General features: G+C 46.0%; 21 protein-coding genes and 1 other annotated feature. Of the genes, 12 read left to right on the top strand and 9 right to left on the bottom strand.

The window, feature by feature from the left end; translation table 11 throughout:
* Positions 1–19 precede the first annotated feature (19 nt).
* On the top strand, positions 20–616 hold the full coding sequence (gene rdgB / locus ABUE30_RS12235; RefSeq protein ID WP_408624064.1) for an RdgB/HAM1 family non-canonical purine NTP pyrophosphatase: 597 nt from the start codon (positions 20–22) through the stop codon (positions 614–616).
* A complete protein-coding gene (gene hemW, locus ABUE30_RS12230; RefSeq protein ID WP_408624063.1) occupies positions 610–1755 on the top strand; it encodes a radical SAM family heme chaperone HemW in 1146 nt (381 codons plus the stop codon). The genes rdgB and hemW overlap by 7 nt, the downstream gene beginning before the upstream one ends.
* Here the strand turns inward: hemW and trmB are convergent.
* Both trmB and ABUE30_RS12220 read right to left on the bottom strand, forming a co-directional pair.
* On the bottom strand, positions 1738–2469 hold the full coding sequence (gene trmB / locus ABUE30_RS12225; protein WP_408624062.1) for a tRNA (guanosine(46)-N7)-methyltransferase TrmB: 732 nt from the start codon (positions 2467–2469) through the stop codon (positions 1738–1740). The genes hemW and trmB overlap by 18 nt on opposite strands.
* Positions 2470–2561: 92 nt before the next feature.
* Positions 2562–3836: an L-cysteine desulfidase family protein gene (locus tag ABUE30_RS12220; RefSeq protein ID WP_408624061.1), complete on the bottom strand. Its 1275-nt coding sequence runs from the start codon at positions 3834–3836 to the stop codon at positions 2562–2564.
* Between the two features lie 155 nt (positions 3837–3991).
* Here ABUE30_RS12220 and ABUE30_RS12215 point away from each other — a divergent pair, with 155 nt between their 5' ends.
* The 4 genes from ABUE30_RS12215 to mltC all read left to right on the top strand — a co-directional run bounded on the left by ABUE30_RS12215 (position 3992) and on the right by mltC (position 7368).
* Positions 3992–4462 carry an Lrp/AsnC family transcriptional regulator gene (locus ABUE30_RS12215; protein ID WP_408624060.1) on the top strand — a complete coding sequence of 157 codons (471 nt, stop codon included), beginning with the start codon at positions 3992–3994 and terminating at the stop codon, positions 4460–4462.
* Between the two features lie 73 nt (positions 4463–4535).
* Positions 4536–5537 carry an A/G-specific adenine glycosylase gene (gene mutY / locus ABUE30_RS12210; RefSeq protein WP_408624059.1) on the top strand — a complete coding sequence of 334 codons (1002 nt, stop codon included), beginning with the start codon at positions 4536–4538 and terminating at the stop codon, positions 5535–5537.
* Positions 5538–5913: 376 nt separating this feature from the next.
* Positions 5914–6186 (top strand): oxidative damage protection protein, encoded by a 273-nt coding sequence (locus tag ABUE30_RS12205; RefSeq protein WP_408624058.1) that lies wholly within the window; start codon positions 5914–5916, stop codon positions 6184–6186.
* A 9-nt stretch (positions 6187–6195) separates the two neighbouring features.
* The gene (gene mltC / locus ABUE30_RS12200) at positions 6196–7368 is read left to right on the top strand and encodes a membrane-bound lytic murein transglycosylase MltC (protein WP_408624057.1); all 1173 of its coding nucleotides are present in this window, start codon (positions 6196–6198) and stop codon (positions 7366–7368) included.
* A 12-nt stretch (positions 7369–7380) separates the two neighbouring features.
* Here mltC and ABUE30_RS12195 read toward each other — a convergent pair whose 3' ends face one another.
* From ABUE30_RS12195 to ABUE30_RS12175, 5 genes are read right to left on the bottom strand one after another with little or no spacing between them, the layout of a single operon-like run.
* Positions 7381–7578, bottom strand: a complete 198-nt coding sequence (locus tag ABUE30_RS12195; RefSeq protein WP_408624056.1) for a hypothetical protein — start codon at positions 7576–7578, stop codon at positions 7381–7383.
* On the bottom strand, positions 7575–8843 hold the full coding sequence (locus ABUE30_RS12190) for a CinA family nicotinamide mononucleotide deamidase-related protein (RefSeq protein ID WP_408624055.1): 1269 nt from the start codon (positions 8841–8843) through the stop codon (positions 7575–7577). The genes ABUE30_RS12195 and ABUE30_RS12190 overlap by 4 nt, the downstream gene beginning before the upstream one ends.
* A 42-nt stretch (positions 8844–8885) precedes the next feature.
* Positions 8886–9314, bottom strand: coding sequence for an acyl-CoA thioester hydrolase YciA (yciA, locus tag ABUE30_RS12185; protein WP_408624054.1), 429 nt, complete (start codon positions 9312–9314; stop codon positions 8886–8888).
* Entirely contained in the window at positions 9311–10327 is a 1017-nt protein-coding gene (gene ltaE, locus ABUE30_RS12180) for a low-specificity L-threonine aldolase (RefSeq protein WP_408624053.1), read from the bottom strand. The genes yciA and ltaE overlap by 4 nt, the downstream gene beginning before the upstream one ends.
* A complete protein-coding gene (locus ABUE30_RS12175) occupies positions 10324–11160 on the bottom strand; it encodes an SDR family oxidoreductase (RefSeq protein ID WP_408624052.1) in 837 nt (278 codons plus the stop codon). Before ABUE30_RS12175 ends, ltaE begins: the two co-directional genes overlap by 4 nt.
* Positions 11161–11373: 213 nt before the next feature.
* On the opposite strand from ABUE30_RS12175, the gene pdxH reads away from it, so the two are divergent.
* On the top strand, positions 11374–12033 hold the full coding sequence (gene pdxH, locus ABUE30_RS12170) for a pyridoxamine 5'-phosphate oxidase (RefSeq protein WP_408624051.1): 660 nt from the start codon (positions 11374–11376) through the stop codon (positions 12031–12033).
* Here pdxH and ABUE30_RS12165 read toward each other — a convergent pair.
* On the bottom strand, positions 12014–13960 hold the full coding sequence (locus ABUE30_RS12165; RefSeq protein ID WP_408624050.1) for a transglycosylase SLT domain-containing protein: 1947 nt from the start codon (positions 13958–13960) through the stop codon (positions 12014–12016). The two genes, pdxH and ABUE30_RS12165, sit on opposite strands and share 20 nt — an antisense overlap.
* Before the next feature lie 63 nt (positions 13961–14023).
* Positions 14024–16225 carry a putative bifunctional diguanylate cyclase/phosphodiesterase gene (locus tag ABUE30_RS12160; protein ID WP_408624049.1) on the bottom strand — a complete coding sequence of 734 codons (2202 nt, stop codon included), beginning with the start codon at positions 16223–16225 and terminating at the stop codon, positions 14024–14026.
* 241 nt (positions 16226–16466) lie between these two features.
* Between ABUE30_RS12160 and hpf the strand changes: the two genes are divergently transcribed.
* From hpf to ABUE30_RS12135, 5 genes are all read left to right on the top strand, one after another.
* A complete protein-coding gene (gene hpf, locus ABUE30_RS12155) occupies positions 16467–16805 on the top strand; it encodes a ribosome hibernation-promoting factor, HPF/YfiA family (RefSeq protein WP_408624048.1) in 339 nt (112 codons plus the stop codon).
* Positions 16806–16920: 115 nt separating this feature from the next.
* Positions 16921–17047 (top strand) — a sequence feature (Phe leader region).
* A gap of 31 nt (positions 17048–17078) precedes the next feature.
* Positions 17079–19088: a prephenate dehydratase gene (gene pheA, locus ABUE30_RS12150; protein WP_408624047.1), complete on the top strand. Its 2010-nt coding sequence runs from the start codon at positions 17079–17081 to the stop codon at positions 19086–19088.
* A 46-nt stretch (positions 19089–19134) separates the two neighbouring features.
* A complete protein-coding gene (locus tag ABUE30_RS12145; protein ID WP_408624046.1) occupies positions 19135–19608 on the top strand; it encodes an Lrp/AsnC family transcriptional regulator in 474 nt (157 codons plus the stop codon).
* Positions 19609–19748: 140 nt separating this feature from the next.
* Complete coding sequence (locus ABUE30_RS12140) at positions 19749–20378, top strand: YitT family protein (protein ID WP_408624045.1); 630 nt, start codon at positions 19749–19751, stop codon at positions 20376–20378.
* 9 nt (positions 20379–20387) lie between these two features.
* Positions 20388–21572 carry an amino acid aminotransferase gene (locus tag ABUE30_RS12135; RefSeq protein ID WP_408624044.1) on the top strand — a complete coding sequence of 395 codons (1185 nt, stop codon included), beginning with the start codon at positions 20388–20390 and terminating at the stop codon, positions 21570–21572.
* The last annotated feature ends 163 nt before the right edge of the window (positions 21573–21735 follow it).

Below are 21735 nucleotides of genomic sequence, written 5' to 3'. Positions count from 1 at the left end.
TCTATCAGGAAATACCTCTATGGCTAATATTGTATTGGCAACCTCGAATCGCGGCAAAGTCGCCGAACTGCAATCGCTACTGCAGCAATGCGGCCTAACCATCATTGCGCAGTCCGAGTTTGCTCTCGTTGACGCCGATGAAACAGGTACAACCTTTGTTGAAAACGCTATTATCAAAGCCCGCCACGCTGCACACCAAACGGGCCTGGCCGCGATTGCCGATGATTCAGGGTTAGCCGTTGAGGCGCTAGGCGGTGCTCCCGGTATCTATTCAGCGCGCTACAGCGGTGACTCAGCCACAGATCAGAGCAACATTGCAAAATTACTCGAAGCACTCAATGACACGCCCGCCGAGAAACGACAAGCCTGCTTTCACTGTGTTTTGGTCTATATGCGAAGTGATGATGATCCCACCCCACTGATCTGCCATGGGCAATGGCAGGGACATATCAGTCGCAGCGCTCAAGGTGAACAAGGTTTTGGCTATGATCCAATATTCATCCCTGCAGGCTATCAGCAAAGTGCCGCTCAGCTTGATGCTAGCGAAAAAAATCGGATTAGTCACCGCGGCCAAGCACTCGCTCAGTTACTGCAACACTTGGAGGTGGCATGTTAGCGCTACCCAAACTGTCCTTGTATATTCACATTCCATGGTGCGTGCAAAAATGTCCTTATTGCGACTTTAACTCACATGCACAAAAAAGTGACATCCCCGAACAAGCTTATATCAGCGCACTGCTGGCAGATTTAGATGATGAATTGGCTTTGGTGCAAGGACGCGCGCTGCACAGTATTTTTATTGGCGGTGGCACCCCAAGTTTATTGAGTGCTCAAGCAATTGCTCGGCTCTTAGATGGAGTCAGCGCTAGATTCATCTGTGAGCGTGATATGGAAGTGACCATGGAAGCCAACCCAGGTACTGCTGAAGCGGCTCGTTTTGCCGGTTACTTTGCCGCAGGCGTGAACCGATTGTCTTTAGGAATACAAAGCTTTGATGACGCGCAACTCACCCGCTTAGGGCGTATTCATGATAGCCGCCAAGCAATTGCAGCCGCAGAAATGGCGCGCCAAGCAGGATTTGAACGTCTTAATTTAGACTTGATGCATGGCCTTCCTTATCAAAATGCTCAGCAAGCGCAAGCTGATTTAGCACAGGCCATCGCCTTAGAACCGACGCATATCAGTTGGTACCAACTAACCATTGAAGCCAACACTGCGTTTGCCAGCAAACCCCCGCCATTACCCGATGAAGATCGCTTATGGGATATCGAAACGGCTGGTAAAGCGCGTTTAGCCGACCATGGCTACCAACAGTATGAAGTATCCGCTTATGGCTTAGGCGATGATCGTGCGCGCCATAATTTAAACTACTGGCGTTTTGGCGATTATATTGGGATTGGCTGCGGAGCCCATGGCAAGCTCACCGATTTAACACAAAATAGCTTAAAACGTCGAGTCAAGGTCAAACACCCCAAAGGCTATTTAGAAAAGGATCGCAATAAACTTGACCAGAGCTGGGAAATTGCCACATCAGAGCGCCCTTTTGAATATTTTTTAAATCGGTTACGACTGTATGAGGCGATCCCCAAAGCAGAATTTCGTGCACTCACCGACCAGCCGCTTAGCCTTGTTGAACCTGCAATACAACGCGCTCAACAACTGGGTTTGATGAGTAACACAACGGACCATTGGCAAGTAAGTGCGCATGGTCGACTCTTTTTAAACGATCTACTTGATCTATTTTTGGTGGAATAGTTCGCGGTTTTCGAACATTAAATCCCATACGCCGAGGCCAAGCTTTTGGCCTCGGTTTTCAAACTTCGTCAACGGACGCCACTGCGGGCGTTCAACATAGTCCCCATGGGCAGATAAGTTCTGGTAACCTTCGGCTTGAGACATCACTTCTAGCATCTGTTCGGCGTAATTTTGCCAATCTGTTGCCATATGGAAGATGCCACCAACATGTAGCTTTCGCCGTACTAATTGAGCGAAATCAGGTTGTACAATACGTCGCTTATGATGGCGTTTTTTGTGCCATGGATCTGGGAAAAACAACTGCAATTTATCCAAACTATTATCGCTGATGCAATCCTTTAAAATTTCCACAGCATCATGTTCAACCACTCGCAAATTGCTCAGTTGCAGATCAAAGAGATCGGCCAAACAAGCGCCAACTCCGGGGCGATGAACTTCGATCCCGATAAAATCCCATTGTGGATTGCATTGTGCCATCTCCACTAAGGATTTACCCATACCAAAGCCGATCTCTACAACCCGCGGCGCTTGACGACCAAAAATAGCGTCTAGATCATACGGTTGGGATTGGTGTGTCAATCCATAAACAGGCAACAAATTATCTAGCGCATGAGCCTGACGATTACTTAAGCGCCCTTCTCGTTTAACAAAACTGCGGATCTGTCGCTTGATTTTGCCATCTGCGGTTGGCGCTTGTTCGTCTGTTTCACTCATCACTTATCTCTGGTCAGTCGAAAATCATGGCCGCATTATCCAAAAAGCAGCGCCAATCGCAAGATAAAAAGTGCGCTATTTATGCAATAGAGTTATTGGCGCGCAGCAATCCAACGGACAATTTGTTGATCGGTCGCTTGAAGGGGTTTCCAAGTTAACTCTCCAAGGTTTCTTAATGAATCATCCACAGAGCTTTCCAACATACCATCGCTGCGAGCACTCCCACCATTTAAGCCTAACAGGGCAGCTTTAACCGCTGCCGATGCTCCAGTTGAGACTTTCAATGCGCAGCCGGGTTTGGCACCATCACAGTAAATGCCACTAATATCACCGATCATATAGCGAATAGTTTGCTCAATTTGTGACACATCGCCACCGAGTAACCAGTTAATGGCAGCAGCTGAGCCCATCGCTGCAGTTGTCGCCGCGCACAGAGCCGACAAGGGTGACTGCATTTTTTTGATATACACTGCTAATAGATGACTCATCGCCAGCGCGCGTAACCTCTGCTCATTGCTAACCTGTAATATTTGTGCAACCGCAACCACCGGCATGGTTGCTGCAATTCCCTGGTTACCACTTCCAGAGTTACTCATCGCAGCCATTGGCGCACCAGCCATACGTGCATCACTGGCTGAAGCACTCAGGATCATCGCGCGACTCGCTAAATCATCGCTCAACCATCCTGCTTGCTGCTGCTGGTAGAGGGATGCACCAACTGCAAGTCCCAATTTCTCAGTAAGCCCCACATCGCTAAGCGCTTGGTTTAAAGTGGCGCTTTGCTCGATAAAATGCAGTTCAGCAAGATCGACTTGAGTAATAAATTCAACGATTTGCCGCACTGACCACCCCTCAGCAGGTACGCGCTCGCATACCGCTGAGCGGTTCGATGCATCCTGATAGCAACACTGTCCATCGACTTCGATACTTAGCACACCATCATGCTGTTGCCCCATCACCACTTTTGCTTTTGACTGATCAGTTGTCACCTCAAGGCAAGTATAAAAAACATCGTCATGATCGATATAGTTGAGTGTGATCTGTTGCTTGTCGATCAATTGCTTGGCCGCATCCAACCCCTCAGGGGAAAGCTTCGCAAGCACTTCTAATCCAGCCTCGCTATTGCCACAAAACCATCCCGTCGCAGCGGCAATGGCAAGTCCTGTCATGCCTGTTCCAGGGACAAATACACCGGCTGCATTTTTAAACAGGTTCGCACTCACACAGATCTGCATCGACAGTAGCGCACCGGGGCAATGATGACGAGCATGGGCCGCGGCTAACGCAACGGTCAGCGGTTCAGTACAGCCAAGAGCTGGTTTTAAAGCGCGTTTTAACGTATCTAAATATCCGATTGTTGCCGACATGAATTACTCCTTTGTATTGAGCTCTCAGCATATCGCCATCGCCATGCAAAAAAATTGCAAAGTCGTTTATTATAATTTTATTTTTAGAAAATTTTTCTATATTTAGCATTAATAATGTAAAATTATTCTAATATATCAAACTTAAGAACAATTCAATGCTTGATAGTAAAGATCGACTTATCTTAAGCCTGTTACAACGTGACGCCACTTTACCCTTGCAAACCATTGCCGAGCGTGTGGGGCTATCCGCCACCCCTTGCTGGCGACGCATTCAAAAATTAGAACAGAGTGGTGTGATTCGAGCTAAAGTCGCGCTGCTTGATAGAGGACAACTCAATCTAGGTGTCACCGTGTTTGTTTCAATCAAAACCTCATCGCACACGCAAAGCTGGCTTAATCGCTTCAAGCAACTCGTCAATGATATTCCTGAGATTATCGAAGCACATCGCATGAGTGGTGATACTGATTATCAATTGCAAGTCGTCGTTCCCGATATTGAACGCTACGACTGCATCTACAAAAAACTTATCGAACAGCTTGATTTTGCAGATATCAGTTCCGCCTTTGCGATGGAAACTTTAAAAGCAACAACACAGTTGCCAACCGATTACCATAGCGACTCTTAAACCTACTTTTTTCATGGTTTTCGCTCTGTTTTGACCATGCTATAGTGCCTCAGTTTTTCAAAATGAGAGAGTTATGACAGGCGTTCTGCAACCACAATCGTTCCATCAAATACTCGTCGATTGGGCCGATACTCATGGCCGCCATGATCTTCCTTGGCAACAAAGACCAACGCCTTATTCTGTGCATGTCTCGGAGATCATGTTGCAACAGACACAAGTAGCAACAGTCATCCCTTATTTTGAGCGCTGGATGGCGAGCTTTCCTGATCTACAGGCCTTGGCACATGCGACTGAAGATCACGTCATGCACCATTGGCAGGGATTAGGCTATTACTCTCGAGCTCGCAATTTACAAAAAGCCGCGCAGTATCTTCTTGAACAATTTAGTGCTCATTATCCGCGTACGCTCAAACAAATTGAGATGATCCCAGGCGTAGGGCGCTATACCGCCGGGGCAATTGTCTCATTTGCTTATAATGAACGTGGCCCAATCGTCGATGGTAATGTGCGACGACTGTTTTGCCGATACTTTGCTATTGATGGCGTGCCATCCACCAGCGCAGTCAGTCGTAAACTTTGGGATTATGCCGAGCAATACACACTGGATACCCACTGTCGAGCCTATGCACAATCACTGTTGGATATGGGGGCAACAATCTGTACCGCGAAAAATCCCGCCTGCACCATTTGTCCACTGCAAACGAGCTGTCAGGCTTATCAACAGCAGCGAGTTGAACAATTACCAACGCCCAAACCTAAAAAGCAACAGCCAACCAAAGCCGGCCGCTTTATATGGATAGAACAAGACCAGCAGCTTTATTTAGAAAAGCGACCGGCACCAGGCATTTGGGCCGGATTGTGGTGTTTGCCACAAGATGACAGCACGCAAGTATTAGAGCCGCAAATCCAGATCGGCACATTTAAACATGTATTTAGTCACTACAAATTAGATGCGGAAGTCGTGCAAGCCTCGCCTTCTGAGGATTTAAAGGGTCAATTTTTTAGTCGCTCTCAATTAGATAACTTAGGATTACCCACGCCTATTCGAGCATTTATTAGTCGCCATTTTAACTAGCGACCCTATCCATTCAGTTAAGACGCAGCAACTAGCGGGAAAACTACGGGGCATTGATGTTTCAAGGCTTATTTTTACGGCGTGTTGGCGGGCTTTTATACAAGACAGTACACATATCGCACAGTTATTAATAATAATTTAATGAATAAAAATAAATTCAGTGAAAGGCAACTCAAAGAACCACTGACTCAAGCGATTCTATTTGACACTTATCACTCATTTAAAATCATTAAACATCGTATCTTATTTTGCGAGCAATACCCTGTCAGAACAAACGCATCTAGCCTTGAAGTCATCACACGCCCTAGCACTTGAGCGTTAGTTTTGATATAACTCATGCATCCATTTGGATAGCCCCAAACACAAAGAGGACGATATGACGCGGATGGTTTTTTGTCAGCGCTTGCAAAAAGAAGCCGAAGGAATGGATTTTCAGATGATCCCAGGGGATCTAGGTAAACGTGTCTATGATAATATCAGCAAAGAAGCATGGACAATGTGGCAAGCGAAACAAACGATGCTGATCAATGAGAAAAAACTCAATTTAATGAATTTAGATGATCGCAAAGTATTAGAAAGTGCCATGATTGAATTTCTATTTAATCAAGGTGATGTGACTATCGACGGTTACACGCCACCAGCCAATTAATCGACTATTGTGAAGGGATGCTCAAAAGCGCTATCTGTAATAGCTTTAGCAGCACTAAGTGGGTGCAGTAATGGTGTCGGTCCTGAGCGGATTATTCGAGTATTCACATCGGATAATCCATCGCGGGCAGCCACTCAATTAGCGCAATCTCAGGGACGATATTACGCGGCCCACCCCCGTGATCTTAAAAAAGACGTGGTGGGTTTCAATCGACTGATTAATCGTTTAACTAATCATGTCCACCAAGTTTGGGGAAAAAACGATGACTTAGTCGCCAGTCAAAAAACGTTCGTGAAATACACTAATAATTATCGAACGCGGGCAAGTATTAACTTTGATGAAGGTCAGGTTCAAGTTGAAACGCTTGCCACCGTGAGCCCCAAGCGGGAACTCCAGCAAGCTATCGTAGCCACCTTATTAACCCCAGATGATCCCACCAAAGTTGACCTATTTTCTGATAAAGCATTCATTCTCGGCCAAGGAAAACCTTTTCTTTACAAGCAGGTGCTCGATCACGATGGTCAACCCATTGAATGGAGCTGGCGAGCCAATCGGTATGCTGATTACCTTATCAAATATCACCTCAAAACGCGCCAGTTAGGCTATAAAAAGATCTGGTATGTCGATTTTCCACTGACCCGCGACAGCTTACAAATTCGTGAATATCGCTATGCCAGCCTCATTCGCAAATATGCGAGGCGCTATCACGTTCAAGAGAGCCTTGTGTATGCCATTGTCAAAACTGAAAGTAGTTTTAACCCCTATGCAGTCAGCCACGCGAATGCCTATGGATTGATGCAAGTGGTCCCGACTACCGCAGGGTCCGATGTTTATCAGCGCATAAAAAAACGAAGTGGACGCCCCACTGGCCAGCAGCTGCTACGCCCAGCATTTAACTTAGATATTGGCACCGCCTATCTGCATATTCTCAAAAGCATCTATTTGAAAGATATCCGTAATCCACTATCACGTCGCTATAGCATGATCTCAGCCTACAACGGCGGAGCGGGTAATGTCTTTAACACCTTTTCAAGTCGCCCATCATCAGCCATTCAGCGTATCAATCAACTCAGCCCTCAAGCGGTTTATCGCGCACTGACCAAGCAACACCCTAGAACAGAATCTCGCCGTTACTTGTATAAAGTCAATAAGGCTGAACAACAATTTATCAACGCCAGCTAAACAGTGAAGCACTCAGCCAAGGGTTAAAACCACATCGGTACAACCTTTGCAGCAGTGTAGATGCAACAGTTCCCCTTGACGATCCGCGCTGATAGTTTGCTGGCAACTTGGACAGTTTACCAGCTTGCCTGCTAAAACCTGTTTGAGCCAACGCTGTTGCTGAGCAAAGCCATCTTTTTGGCGCTGATTAAGCGCTTTAAAATCGTTCATGACTGCTCCTCTCGTATCCGCTTAATCAAATCATACTCACCCCACATGGGTTGCTGGCGTAAATAGCGACGCAACATATCTAACGCTGTTGCTACAGCAGTTTCACGAATAGCCGTACGAGTTCGCCCGGTTAATTGTAAGCATTGGCTAAAACACTGCGTTTCAGTTGCCAGCGCGAAACAGACCGTGCCGACAGGTTTCTCATCGCTGCCCCCATCAGGACCCGCAATACCAGTGATACTCAAAGCTATATCGGCATCACTGTGCGCTAACGCTCCTTGTGCCATTGCTTGAGCAACCTCTACAGATACAGCGCCAAAATGAGTTAGTAATGACTCACTAACACCTAGCATTTGTTGTTTGGCAAGGTTAGTATAAGTGACAAATCCACGCTCAAAATAACCAGAGCTGCCGGCTACTTTAATCAACTGACTGGCCAATAGGCCACCACTACACGATTCGGCGCAGGCCAGCTTTAACTCTTTGGCTAACATCAGTTGTTGAATGAGCGCTGCCCAATCACCACTATCTTCGCTAAATAACTCCGTTCCCAATATATTTCGGATCTGCTGATGGACCTCACGTAATGCTGATTGCAGAGCGCTCGGGGCAAAGACTTTAATTTCAATACTAGGACGTGCAGCGCGAAAACCTAAGCGCGCCCCAGCAGGTAACACTAATTGTTGAAGTCGCTGATCGACTCCAGACTCGGATAAACCGAAAGTAAAAAAACGCTTAATCGGCGCATGGTCGCCCTTCGGTAGACGAGGTAACCACTGTTGGCTCAGCATCTGTTTAAATTCGCTGGGAACACCGGGCGTAAATAAGACTTGGCAATCATGGTGAACAATAGCAAACCCACAAGCGGTTCCAATAGGGTTATCAATCAACTCAGCGCCGACAGGTAACATGGCTTGTTTAATGTTACTCTCTGGCATCTCCCGCTGCTTATTTGCATACCAGCGCTTGAGGTTCTCTAACCAAAACTGATTGAGCTCTAGTGGCACATCTAATAAAACGGCAGCAGCCTGTGCACTGAGGTCATCACTGGTCGGCCCGAGCCCACCATTAACGAGCAGCCAATCCGCACGTCGACAACACTCATCAAGCACACTGACTAATGTCGAAAGATCATCAGCGATAGTTTGTCGCCGGGCAAATTTAAGTCCACATTCTGCAAGTTGTTGCCCTGCCCATGCTGCATTTGTATCTACAATATCACCTTGAAGCACTTCATCGCCGGTGCTTAGCATCTCTATAACCACGGGTCTTCCTTCTTTAGAACAAAGCAGGCACAGTCTGCTTTGTTAATCTTTTTGACTATATATTGCACGGTTTTGTTCAGGTATCCGTCGTGGTTTACCTTCATCATCAATCGCCACATAGGTAAATGTTGCCTGTGTGACGCAAAAGCGCTCTTCAGGACTACTTTGGCGCAATACTGGTTTTACCCAAACTTCGAGTTGAATCGTCAGCGAACTATTGCCCACTTTCGAACATGAGCCATAACAGCAGACGACATCTCCTATCTGCACCGGCTCTAAAAATGTCATGCCGTTAACCGCCACCGTACATGTTCGCCCCAGCGCAATCTCTTTGGCCAAAATGCTCCCAGCGATATCCATTTGTGACATGATCCAACCGCCAAAAATATCACCATTGGCATTTGCATCCGCGGGCATTGCTAGGGTTCTCAGTAGCATCTGTCCTTCTGGGGAAGCTGTTTTGTCTATCATATGGACCTCGTATAAAAATCTTTTATACCTTTAATTAAGGTATCGACACTCGCTTGATTTACATCTAAATGAGTCACAAACCGAATCGGATCCCCACCAAAAATAAGGATGTCGCGACTTTGTAGATAAATTTGTAACTCCCGGGAACGGCCTTGCATACAGCGTGCATAGACCATATTGGTCTGAACGCTGAGCGGGTCAACCTCAAATTCGTCAATCTCGGTTAATCGTTTGGCTAAATAATGGGCGAGTACGTGATCGTCGCTTAAACGCTCGGGCATCACATCAAAGGCGATCTGTCCCGCGGCAGCCAATATGCCAGCTTGGCGCCACCCACCACCGAGCATTTTGCGAATACGCGTGGCTTGTTGAATAAAGTCTTTGGAGCCAAAGAGTAAGGCTCCCACTGGCGCAGCAAGTCCTTTGGATAAACAGATGGTAAAGGTATCGACATGACGGGTAATGCTTTGAATATCGACGCCCAGTTGCACGCTCGCATTAAACAACCGAGCGCCATCAATATGCAGTGCTAATTGCTGCGAGTGACAAAGCTGTTGTATCGCAGGCCAATAATTCATGGGTAATACGCGTCCACCAATCGTATTTTCCACGGAAACCAGCTTAGTTCGCGCAAAATGAACATCATCAGGCTTAATCACAGCGCGAATATCATCAATAGCGAGGCTGCCATCAGCCTGATTCACCACTGGCTGTGGTTGAATACTGCCGAGAACCGCAGCACCGCCTTGCTCATATTTAAAATTATGCGCTTGCAGCCCGCAAATATACTCATCACCACGGCCACAATGGCTCATTAATGCCAGTAAGTTAGCTTGCGTACCAGAGGTACAAAAAAGTGCGGCTTCAGTGCCCATTCGCTCTGCCGCACTACGTTGCAAATGCGCGATCGTTGGGTCATCACCATAAACATCATCCCCAACAGGGGCGTCAGCCATGGCCCGTCGCATCTCAATGGTCGGTTGGGTGACCGTGTCACTACGAAAATCAATCATGGGATCTCCTGTTCAATCCAGCAGACTGGATCAGGTACTTGGAACGTGTAATTGAGCGTTTGTTTAATTAATTGATTACCAATCACTTTGCTAATACCGGGAACATCACTAAATAACGGAGGGGCCAGTTGCAAAACATTGGCAGCAGCCGTATAAAAATCACGTCGGGTTGGATGGCCATCACAACAAGCATTAAAGACCCCAGGGAAGGTATCTTGCTTAATGATTGCGCTAATCAAACCAATACAATCGCGTTGATGAATCAGATTAACAGGCGTATCACCACCATCGACGGTACGCCCAGCTAAAAAACGCCCCGGATGACGACCAGGGCCAATTAACCCACCAAAACGTAAGATACTAGTACGAAAAGCGCGATTCGACATGAGCTTTTGCTCAATCGCCAGCAATGTGTGCCCTGAGTCACTGCTGGGCTCAGGGCGCAGTGTTTCATCAACCTGCGTTTGCTGTTCACCGTACACTGATGTGGAGCTAATAAACAAAACGCGAGGGATCTGATACTCAATCGCAACCGCAATCAACGCATCGATTTGGGCAATGTAAAAAGGGGCATCATGCGCTTTACGCTTAGGAGGAATATTGATGATCAATAGATCACAGTCATTAAATAATCGCAACGATTCACTACATTGCAAAGTCGGGGTCAATGATAATGCGGCATTGATGACGCCCGCTTGGGTTAGCTCCGCTCTGGAACTGGTATGTTGACGGCTGCCTCGAACTTGATAGCCTTTAGCGACCAGATGATAGGCAAGCGGTGTACCTAACCATCCGCATCCGATCACTGCGACTCGTTGGATCTGTTTTGTCATAGCACTCTCCTCAAAACCTATTATCATGGAAACGGGGCGTTAAGTAATCATTTTCCAAATGAATTTTTGATAATTTTCGCTTAGATTATGGTGATTTAAACTCGACAAGCCTCATCAGGGTCGATATAACTAAAGTCGAAGACTCACCAATCGATTGCCAGCCCACCCAAGGTGGTGCTCAATGATCTTAAGATCAACAAAGAAGAAGGATTTATGTCTCTGTTTAGTAAATTACGCTGCGCCGTTACTTTAGGTCAAGGTGTATTAGTTAATCTACCAGAACCCAAAGGCGATGAAGAGCCGTTAGCGCTCTTTTCTCAGTGGTTTGACAGTGCCAAAGCCAGTGGGATTGTCCTGCCCGAGTCAATGCTTGTCGCAACTGCAACCACAGATGGGCGCCCGTCAGCGAGGGTAGTTCTGCTCAAAGAGGTCGATGAACAAGGATTTGTGTTCTACACCAACTATGGAAGCCGTAAAGCCCAAGAGCTAATTGATAATCCATTTGCTAGTCTGACCTTCCATTGGAATATCTTACAGCGTCAGGTTCGCATTGAAGGGCGCGTCGAAAAAGTCAGCTATGAACATTCCGATGGTTACTTCCAATCCCGTGGCCGAGGCAGCCGCATTGGCGCTTGGGCCAGTCATCAGAGTCAACCGATTGGCAATCGTCAGCAGCTAGAACAACAAGTCCGTGACATCGAGCAACAATTTCACAATAAAGACGTCCCCTGCCCTGAATTTTGGGGGGGATTTCGCGTAATCCCCGAAGTGATTGAGTTTTGGCAAGGTAAAGCAGATCGTCTGCATGACCGTTATGTCTATCGGCGCCAAACACCAACAGAAAACTGGCAGATCACTCGGCTGAGTCCTTAGCATTGAGCTGATCGACGCTCACTTGCCACTCTGTAGGTTTAATCAACGCGCGTGATAATCCCGAGTTATGAGCATAAATAAGTTCATAACTCAGGATATTTTTCACATAACGACGCGTCTCATTAAACGGAATCGCTTCAATCCAAATATCTGCTGGCAACGAGCCAAAGCGTTTAAACCATTGACTCACCCGTCGAGGCCCAGCATTGTATGCGGCCATTGCCAAGTAACGATTCCCTTGATAACGATCCAGCAAATCTGCCAAATATTGACTGCCTAGCGAAATGTTTGTTTGAGGCTGATACAAACTATCGTACGAGTGGACTTGTTTGCCGCGTTTAGCCATGAGATCGCGCGTGGTGGCTGGTGTCAATTGCATTAACCCTCGAGCCCCCACTCGGCTACTGGCATAGCGATAAAACGCACTTTCTTGACGGGCCAAGGCCATACTCAATAATGGGTCAATGCCATAGCGCTTTGCTTGATGGGTAAAGATATCTTGATAGGCAAAAGGGAAGCGCAACTCTAACATATCCCAAGCTTTAGCTTGAATAGTGCTAGCTACAGCTAACTCAGGCCAGTCACGCTGCAGCGCTTCAATCCCCCAGCGCACACGTTGCTGAGGTTGACGACTATACAAAAACGTTCGCCAGCGGCGATAAGCATCACGATACTGTTGCTGTGCCATCAGCTCTTGAACTTGTAGCCACCCTATATTGGCAAGCGCTTTAGGCGGTAAATTGGCAGGCAATATAGTGCGATTAAGTTGATAATTGTTGCCAAGACGCTCGGCGGATAAAAAGCCATAATAGCTGCGCTCGGTAGCAATGCGCTGCCAAATTTGCCGAGCTCGCTGGAGATCACCTTTTTGCTCGATGACACGTGCTGACCAATACTGCCACTTCGTTTGGTCACGCACACGCTTAGGCAGTATTGCAATGAAGCGGCTCACCGAAGGCCAGTCTTGCTGAGCTAAGGCCAGACGGATGCGTCGCTGCACCGTGATTACATCAACTAGTTGTAATAATTGCTGATCAGCCCAAGCTAACTGACCGGCCTCAGGATAACGAATTGCGGAGCGAATCAGCTGCACAATTAACGCGCGATCTGGCTCGTTGTGACGGCGTAATGCCTTGGCAAATCGCCGATAGATTGTAATAGCAAGCTCGGGTTGATGCCAAGTCAAGCGCATCAAGACTAACCGCAATCCTTGCCGATGCAATTCGGTTAATTTCACTGTGCGATGTAATAACCGTTCAGGTTTTGCATCATCTTGTTCCAGCTGTTTGGCTGCCGTTAAATAGTGCCCTTTTAATTGGCTGGATAAATAATGTTGCAGACGGCCTTGATAGTCACCATAAGCCAATAAATAACGCTGCCAGATCAATATCTGAGTTAGTTTGCCCGCGCGGCGAAACCGTTCAAACAATAGATCACAACTCTTGGGACGAGAGTTGCCCGTTAGCCATAATTTTCTCGCGCCCTGCCATGCCAGTTGCTTGGAGCCGACTTGATATTGGGCATAATAATAGCTACAGCGTAGTGATTCGCTATTAGGCTCCTTGGGATAAAACTTCAATAACAATGACCATTGTTGCTGGCTAACTAAATAATCCAGGTAACTGCGCTCTAACGCATTTGCAGTTGGTAAACCGTAATGTTGTGCTCGAAAGGTGACAACTTGCTGAAAATGGCCTAAATCAAGGTGTTCAGCTAAATCGTAATAGCGCAGATAACTGTATAACGGATAGTCGCGCAGCGTTGCCATGATCTGTCGAGCTTTAGGCCAGTCACCTGCTTGCTGCGCATGACGAGCTTGTTGATAAGCAAGACGCTGCTGGCTTAAACTTTCGGCTACACTGCTACTCACGACAAGCAATTGCGTGATTATCAGCAATAAAACCATTCTTAGCAGCTTCTGACTCATCATTTTTCACCCGTTATCGATCATTTCGATCAGTGTCATGGCGACAGCAACTAAGATCAAGGTTTAAACATTGCTCGGCTGATGTCGTCTCAAATATCGCGTTGTCGCTGCAAGTGCTAATGGTTTACTGACTAAAAAACCTTGATAACATAAGCACCCTTGACGACGAAGAAAGTCAAGCTGCGGGTGTGTTTCCACCCCTTCAGCTGTCACTTGAAAGTCAAGATGCTTAGCCAGTGCTATAATTGCTTCGATAATAGCCATATTCTGCTGATCGTGTGGAACATCACGGACAAAAGAACGATCAACTTTCAGCTCATTTATCGGTAATCGCTTTAAATAAGTCAGCGATGAATAACCCGTGCCAAAATCATCCACTGAGAAACGAACCCCAAAGGCCTTTAGCTCATTCATTTTGCTGATCGCATTTTCAACATCGACAGCTAAAATCGACTCAGTCAATTCCAACTGCAAATGCCGGGGGTCCATCTGAGTCTCTTGGATCACCGATTGAACCATATCGACAAAATTTGATTGCGTAAACTCACGTGCGCTAATGTTGACCGATAGTTTAGCCACCGTTAACCCTTGAGATTGCCAACGTACAAAGCTCGAACAAGCTTGCTCGAGTACCCAACGACCGATTTCAACAATGAGATCACTTTCTTGAGCAAACGCGATAAACTGAGAGGGTAAGATTAACGCCCGTCCTGGTGGCTGCCAACGCACCAGTGCTTCTATTCCAATTAACGCATTATTTTCAGTCAGATGCTGAGGCTGAAAATATAAACAGAATTGTTCTTTATCAATAGCTTGCCGTAACTGGCTATAGACTTGCAAACGATGTTCAGCTTGATACTGCATCCCTTGTTCAAAAAAGCATACCGATTGACGACCGTTTGATTTAGCGTGATACATCGCCGTATCCGCTTGTCGAAGAAGATCTTCGGGGCTTTGCCCTTTCCCAGGAAACAAACTGATCCCTACGCTAGCCCCTAAATGCAAGAGTTGTTTTTGATATTGAAATGGTTGGGTAATATCGCGGATTAAACGCTCTCCGACCAAGTAAGCTTGATGTTCCGCCGAAGTTGGATTGACCCCAAGTTGAGTGAGCAGCAACACGAATTCGTCGCCACCTAAACGAGCGATGATATCGTCCCCTCGAACGATATTCGCTAAACGCTTTGCCACTTGGATTAAAATCCAATCGCCAACATCATGGCCAAGCGAGTCATTGATGCTCTTAAACCGATCGAGATCGATAAACAGCAGCGCTCCAATTTCAGCTCGCTGCTGCGCCAACGTAAACGCTTTGTTTAGTTCAAGCAGTAGCTTGCGTCGATTCATCAAGCCTGTCAGCTCATCATAAAAAGCTAATTGGTATACTTGCTCATTTGGAACTGATGACGCACTTAACACATCACTGCGAATGAGATAAAAAGCCGGTTCAGATCCAGGACCAATAGCCATCATTGTTTCTTGTTGTTGATAACTACGTCCATCTTTATGGGTACGGTTAAACTCTCCTTGCCAGCGAATCGAATCATGATCATAACTCTCAACGAGCCCAGGCATAATCTCTGGGAGAGTTCGATATAACAATTCCTCTCGAGAAAAGCCAGACTGTTGACAGTAGCTATCGTTGACCTGCAAAACATGCCACTTTGAGTCAGAGACCAATAACCCTGCAGAGCAGAAGTTCGATTGTTGGCCTAAAAATGCAAATATATTGCGCTTAACACCTTGTAACTCTTGGGTTAAACGCAGCCGAAAAGGAGCCAGCATCGCGATCAACTCACTGGCATCAACCACACGTTGAAAGTGTACACTGAAATACCCAATCGTCACGCCATCGGCAGTAATAGGGATGCTCCACGCCCAGCGCGCAGGCGTCACGTATTGCGCCACAAAAGCTGCAAAACGAGGGGCACTGAGATCAACAAGCATCTGCTCAGTTGAAAATGGTGTTTGACTGAGTTGAAGACGGTAAAAACTGCGGTGCAGTGCTTGTATCCTCGGAGCATGATCGATAAAACATAACTGCTTGTCGTCGTGCTCTAAAGGCATTTCCACCAGCGCAATACTTGCGCTATCAGCTTGGGATAGATAAATGAATAACTCACAAAATCGTGAGAAAAATTGATCAGAGCTCTGATTGGCCAAACCACCCGCGAGTATGGTCCGAGCCTTTAACACTCGCGCCGATAGCCCCCTATCTTGGAAGTAATCGCCGATTTTTTCCCCCACACATCGTGATTCAGCCATAGCTGCGCTATGCCCATTCCGAATTATTATTGAACATACACTTACCAATCTGCCTGAGTTCGCCACCAAGAACAAGCGATTCATATTTATTTTTATAAAAAGCGTCGAAGAGATGGCACATTGAGATAAAACTTGCTTAACTAAAGGTGAGATATGGTTACAGTGAGATATAGAACATAACTTTTGAACATCTGTAATCTAGTCATTTCTCGACCCAACCTAAAGCTAAAGGGGGCTTAATATGATCATTGATATCACTAGTAAATCCATCGATATCACGCCTACCATCCGGGAACGGATTGAACACCGTTTTGCAAAGTTAGAAAAACCCCAAATTCCACTCATTAAACCTCAAATTATCATCACGCGAGAAAAGCTCGATTACAAAGTTGAAGCTAAAATTGGGGTTCCTAATGGTCAACTGTTTGCCTCTGAACAACATGCCGATCTGTATGCAGCGATCAACGGCTTAGGACAAAAATTGGAACGTCAATTACGACGGCACCACAACAAGCCAATTGCTGAACGTGTTGATAGTAGCCTCGACATTCAGCAGACGACCCCCAGTAGCGGAGTTTAAGATAACTACGAATGATCAATAAGCCAGCATTGCTGGCTTATTTTATCTAAACCTTCAGTAATTTTTGCGTTTAATACTTGACTTTTTATAGAGGGATTTTTAGTCTGGCATTATGCAATATATAAATCGCACTTTCTTTTTTGGTTTCTTTTTTACCACCCCATCCGGGGAGGCCGAATGCTTGCGTTCATAAAGAAACCATAGCAATTCGAAAAGCCTCCCATTTGGGAGGCTTTTTTTATACCTTTTATATATATAATTAGAGCAATAATAATGACCGAATTAAACCAACTTCGCATACAAATTACTAAGCTCGATGAGAAGCTCCTAAAACTTTTAGCCGCTCGCCGGCAACTGACAACACAAGTCGGTGAGTATAAATTGGCCCGGCAGTTACCCATCCGCGATTTATCTCGGGAAGAAACACTGTTAGCATCGCTTGCTCAAAAAGCACGCGTGTATCAACTCAGCCCCCGCTATGTAACCAACCTTTTTCAACTCATTATTGATGACTCAGTACGCGCCCAGCATCGACAGGTTCAACAACATCATCAACAGCTCCCACAACAAGATGAACCATTACGCGTGGCTTTTTTAGGGAATAAAGGCTCTTACAGTAATATTGCAGTGAACCATTACTTTGAAGCGCATTCACAACCGTTAGTTGAGATCGGCTGTACGACGTTTAACAGCATTATCCATAAAGTTGAGCAGCGCGAAGCAGACTATGCCCTACTGCCGCTTGCCAATACCAGCTCAGGTAGCATTAATGAAGTTTATGATTTACTACAACAAACGAGCCTGTCGATCATAGGTGAGCTCAACCTCCCTGTTGATCACGGAATATTAGTCAAACACCCCATCGAAATAACGAAAATCCATACGCTCTATGGCCATCCTCAACCGTTCGCACAATGTAGCCAATATTTAGCACAATACCCGCATCTGAAATTTGAATTTGTCGATAGTTCATCAAAAGCGATGCAGTTGGTCGCACAAAGTGATGATCTCGGTATCGCTGCCATTGGCAGTGAAACCGGCGGGCAAATGTATCAGTTGCATAGCATTCAGGGCAACATTGCCAATCAAAAAGAAAACTATACCCGTTTTATTGCGGTCGCTCGCCGCCCTATTGAAGTCTCCGAACAGATCCCAGCCAAAACCACCTTAGTCATGTCCACCGGCCAACATCCTGGCGCATTAGCTGATACATTGCAGGTATTAGCAAGCCGGCAAATTAATATGACACGCTTGGAATCTCGCCCTATGCAAGGAAATCCATGGCAAGAGCTATTTTATATAGATGTTGCTGAAAATGTTGAATCACAATCGATGCAGCAAGCATTAGCTGAGCTCACGCGGATAACTCAGTTTATTAAAGTACTCGGCTGTTACCCTTCCGCCGAGCTCAAATCTGCGCATCTGTCACCCCCTATGCTGGCAAGTCAACCCATCAATGCAATTCAAGATCGCCCTTCAGTGATTAGTCGCCAGCAAGAAGCTCCACTTTCGAGTTTAATCCATAAACCCGAGCAAACCACCATCACCGTTGGTAATCAGACCATTGGTGCGGGCCATTTCATGGTGTTTGCCGGTCCAGATACACTCGAAGACCAAGAACGTTTAGAGCAATGTGTCGAGATGGCAGGGGATCATGGCGCCCAAGTGATCCACGGTGCGTGCTTTAAATCATCAAGTAATCCATATGATTACCAAGGGCCGGGACTGGCAGGACTTGATTGGTTACAACAAGCTACCCACGGGAAAGGGCTCCTCAATATGACCGAAGTTTCTCATCTAGAGCACCTTCGTCAAATTGTCGCTCATGTGGATATCTTACAAATTGGCGCCGCCAACATGCAAAATTATCCATTGCTCAAAGCTGCGGGAAATACCACCCGTCCCATCGTGTTAGAGCGAGGCAGTGTCGCTTCATTAGATGAATGGCTCAGCGCGGCTGATTATCTGCTTGCTCAAGGCAATCAACAGGTCATTTTATGTGAGCGAGGTATTCGCAGCGCGGATCACCAAACCCGCTCAATTATTGATCTAAGTGCAATTGCATTATTGCGCCAGCGAACCCACCTTCCTATTTTGCTAAATCCTTGCGATGGTGTCAGTGATCCTTTAGATATTGCACCTTTAGCCTGCGCTGCACGCCTGCTCGGCGTCGATGGGATCATGCTCAATATCCACCCGAACCCAAGCCAAGCCAAAGTGGCCCCCAAACAATCACTCGATTTTGACCAATTTGCCCAATTGATGACCAAGCTTTATCAATAATTTAAAAAGATGAGTATTCTCATTCTTTAGAAAAGGAACGCATTCGATGAACGCTATCGATAATTATGATTGCCAGATTTTAAGCTTACTACAGCGTAATGGCCGACTAACAAATCAAGAACTCAGTCAATTGATTGGTCTGTCCACATCACAATGCTCAAGACGACGTATTGCACTAGAACAACAAGGGTATATTGAAGGATACCAAGCGCGGTTGGCACTCAAAGCCCAGAAATTACAAGTACAGGGGTTAGTTGAAGTCGCCTTAAACGATCATAGCCCCGATGCAGTGGAGTACTTTCATCAGCAAATCCACTGCAATAACGCCATCCTCGATGCCTATAAAATTACTGGAGAGTATGATTATCAGTTGAAGGTCGCTGCATCTGATTTAAACGGTTTAAACCAACTATTAACGACACTGTCAGGTTATCAGGGGGTGAGCCAGATCAAGACGGCGGTCATTTTAGATCGATTAAAAGAGAATCAGATTGTGAATGAAGAAAACAACTTGCCCTAAAAAAGAGCAAAATCACCAATTTTGTGCAAAATATAATTAAATATCGAGCATCTTAACCATATTATAAAAAATAATGCACAAATAAATTATATTGAGGTATTTTACACACTATTGGGTGACTTTAATCGCAAGGGTGAATCATGACTAATACAGCTCACAGCTGCAGTAAAACTATCCAAGTTGCGCCACACAGCTGGATTGAGGATGCGTTAGCGATCGTCATGGGATGTCTATTGATCTCCTTTGGCATCGATATGCTTAAACAGGTTGGGGGGCTAACAGGCAGTACCGCAGGGATCGCTTTTTTACTCCATTACCTTTGGTCATTTTCCTTTGGAAGCATCTTTTTTATCATCAATTTGCCCTTTTATTATTTAGCGATTAAACGTATGGGCTGGGAGTTTACGCTCAAGACATTCGCCTCAGTTGCAATGGTCTCATTATTTTCTGAGTTGCACCCAGATTTTGTCCATTTTTCCAATCTAAACCCACTGTATGCGACGCTCTTTGGTAATGTCATTATGGGAATGGGGTTTGTCGTGCTGTTCCGACATAAAGCCAGCTTAGGCGGAGTAAATATTTTAGCGCTATTTTTGCAGAAAAATCATGGGATCCGAGCAGGAAAATTGCAGATGGGGGTTGATATCTGTGTTGTTTTAGCGTCTCTTTACATTGTTAAGCTACCGATCTTATTTGCTTCAATTGCGGGCGCGATTGTGCTCAATTTAATTATCGCGTTAAACCATCGACCCAACCGTTATCTAGCCTAGGAGAAATTCATGTTTTCACACGTCGAGCCCTATGCAGGCGACCCGATTTTGTCATTAGTGGAAAAGTTTAAAGATGATCCGCGTCCTGACAAAGTTAACTTAAGCATTGGCCTCTACTACGACCAAAATGCTCAACTTCCACAGCTTGAATCAGTTAAAAAAGCCATCACACGCTTAGATTTAACCCAAGCAGTCAGCTATCTACCCATGGAAGGTCTCGCACCTTATCGCAGCGCGGTGCAAAGCTTACTATTTGGTGATGACCATCCCATTTTAACCGAAGAGCGTGTGGCGACCATTCAAAGCTTAGGGGGCTCAGGGGCACTGAAAGTTGGGGCTGATTTTTTACAGCGCTATTTTAGTGATTCTCAAGTATGGGTCAGCGATCCGACATGGGATAATCACGAAGCAATTTTCGCAGGCGCTGGGTTTAAAGTAAATCGCTATCCTTATTTCAACCCTCAAACCAAAGGGGTTGACTTTGAACGGATGTTAGCCTGCTTTAATCAACTGCCAGCAAAAAGTATTATACTACTGCATCCTTGCTGCCATAATCCAACAGGGGCTGATTTGACTCAAACACAATGGCGACAAGTCATTGAAGTCGCCAAGGCCCGCCAACTGATCCCATTTATGGATATCGCCTACCAAGGTTTTGCTCATAGCTTAGATGAGGATGCATTTGTCATCAGAGAAATGGCCCGCGCCGACGTGGCTTGTTTAATCTCTAACTCGTTTTCTAAAATATTTTCCCTTTACGGTCAACGCGTGGGTGGATTATCGGTCGTCTGTGACAATAAAAACGATATGCTCTGCGTGCTAGGTCAGCTTAAAGCAGCCGTTCGGCGTAACTACTCAAGCCCTGCTGCATTTGGTGCCCAGGTGGTATCAATGGTTCTCAATACCCCTGAGCTCAATATGTTATGGCGTCAAGAAGTGACCCACATGCGAGAACGGATTATCGCCATGCGCCACACCTTGGTCGACACCATGAAAACAGTTCAACCCAATATCGATTGCAGTCATTTCCTTCGTCAAAATGGGATGTTCAGTTATACCGGGTTTAACGCCGCACAGGTCAATACACTGTGTGAGCAACATGGGATCTATTTAGTCGGCAATGGCCGAGTTTGCATTGCGGGGCTTAATCATCACAATGTCGAGCAGGTCGCCAAAGCGTTTGCGGCAGTATAATGCTCACAATGAGTCAAAAGCCGCTAGTGGCTTTTGACTCATTGCTATACCGATGTCCCACAGTTCTAACCTATCTAATTGCCCCATGAGCGCTGTTATCATCAGCAATTCATTATTACCCCAGCATGTTTCGTTATGAATAAATATTTGTTTACAAACTAGC

This window comes from Celerinatantimonas yamalensis (genome assembly GCF_046054155.1).
Lineage (GTDB): Bacteria > Pseudomonadota > Gammaproteobacteria > Enterobacterales > Celerinatantimonadaceae > Celerinatantimonas > Celerinatantimonas yamalensis.
This window is presented reverse-complemented; position numbering and strand designations above follow the sequence as displayed.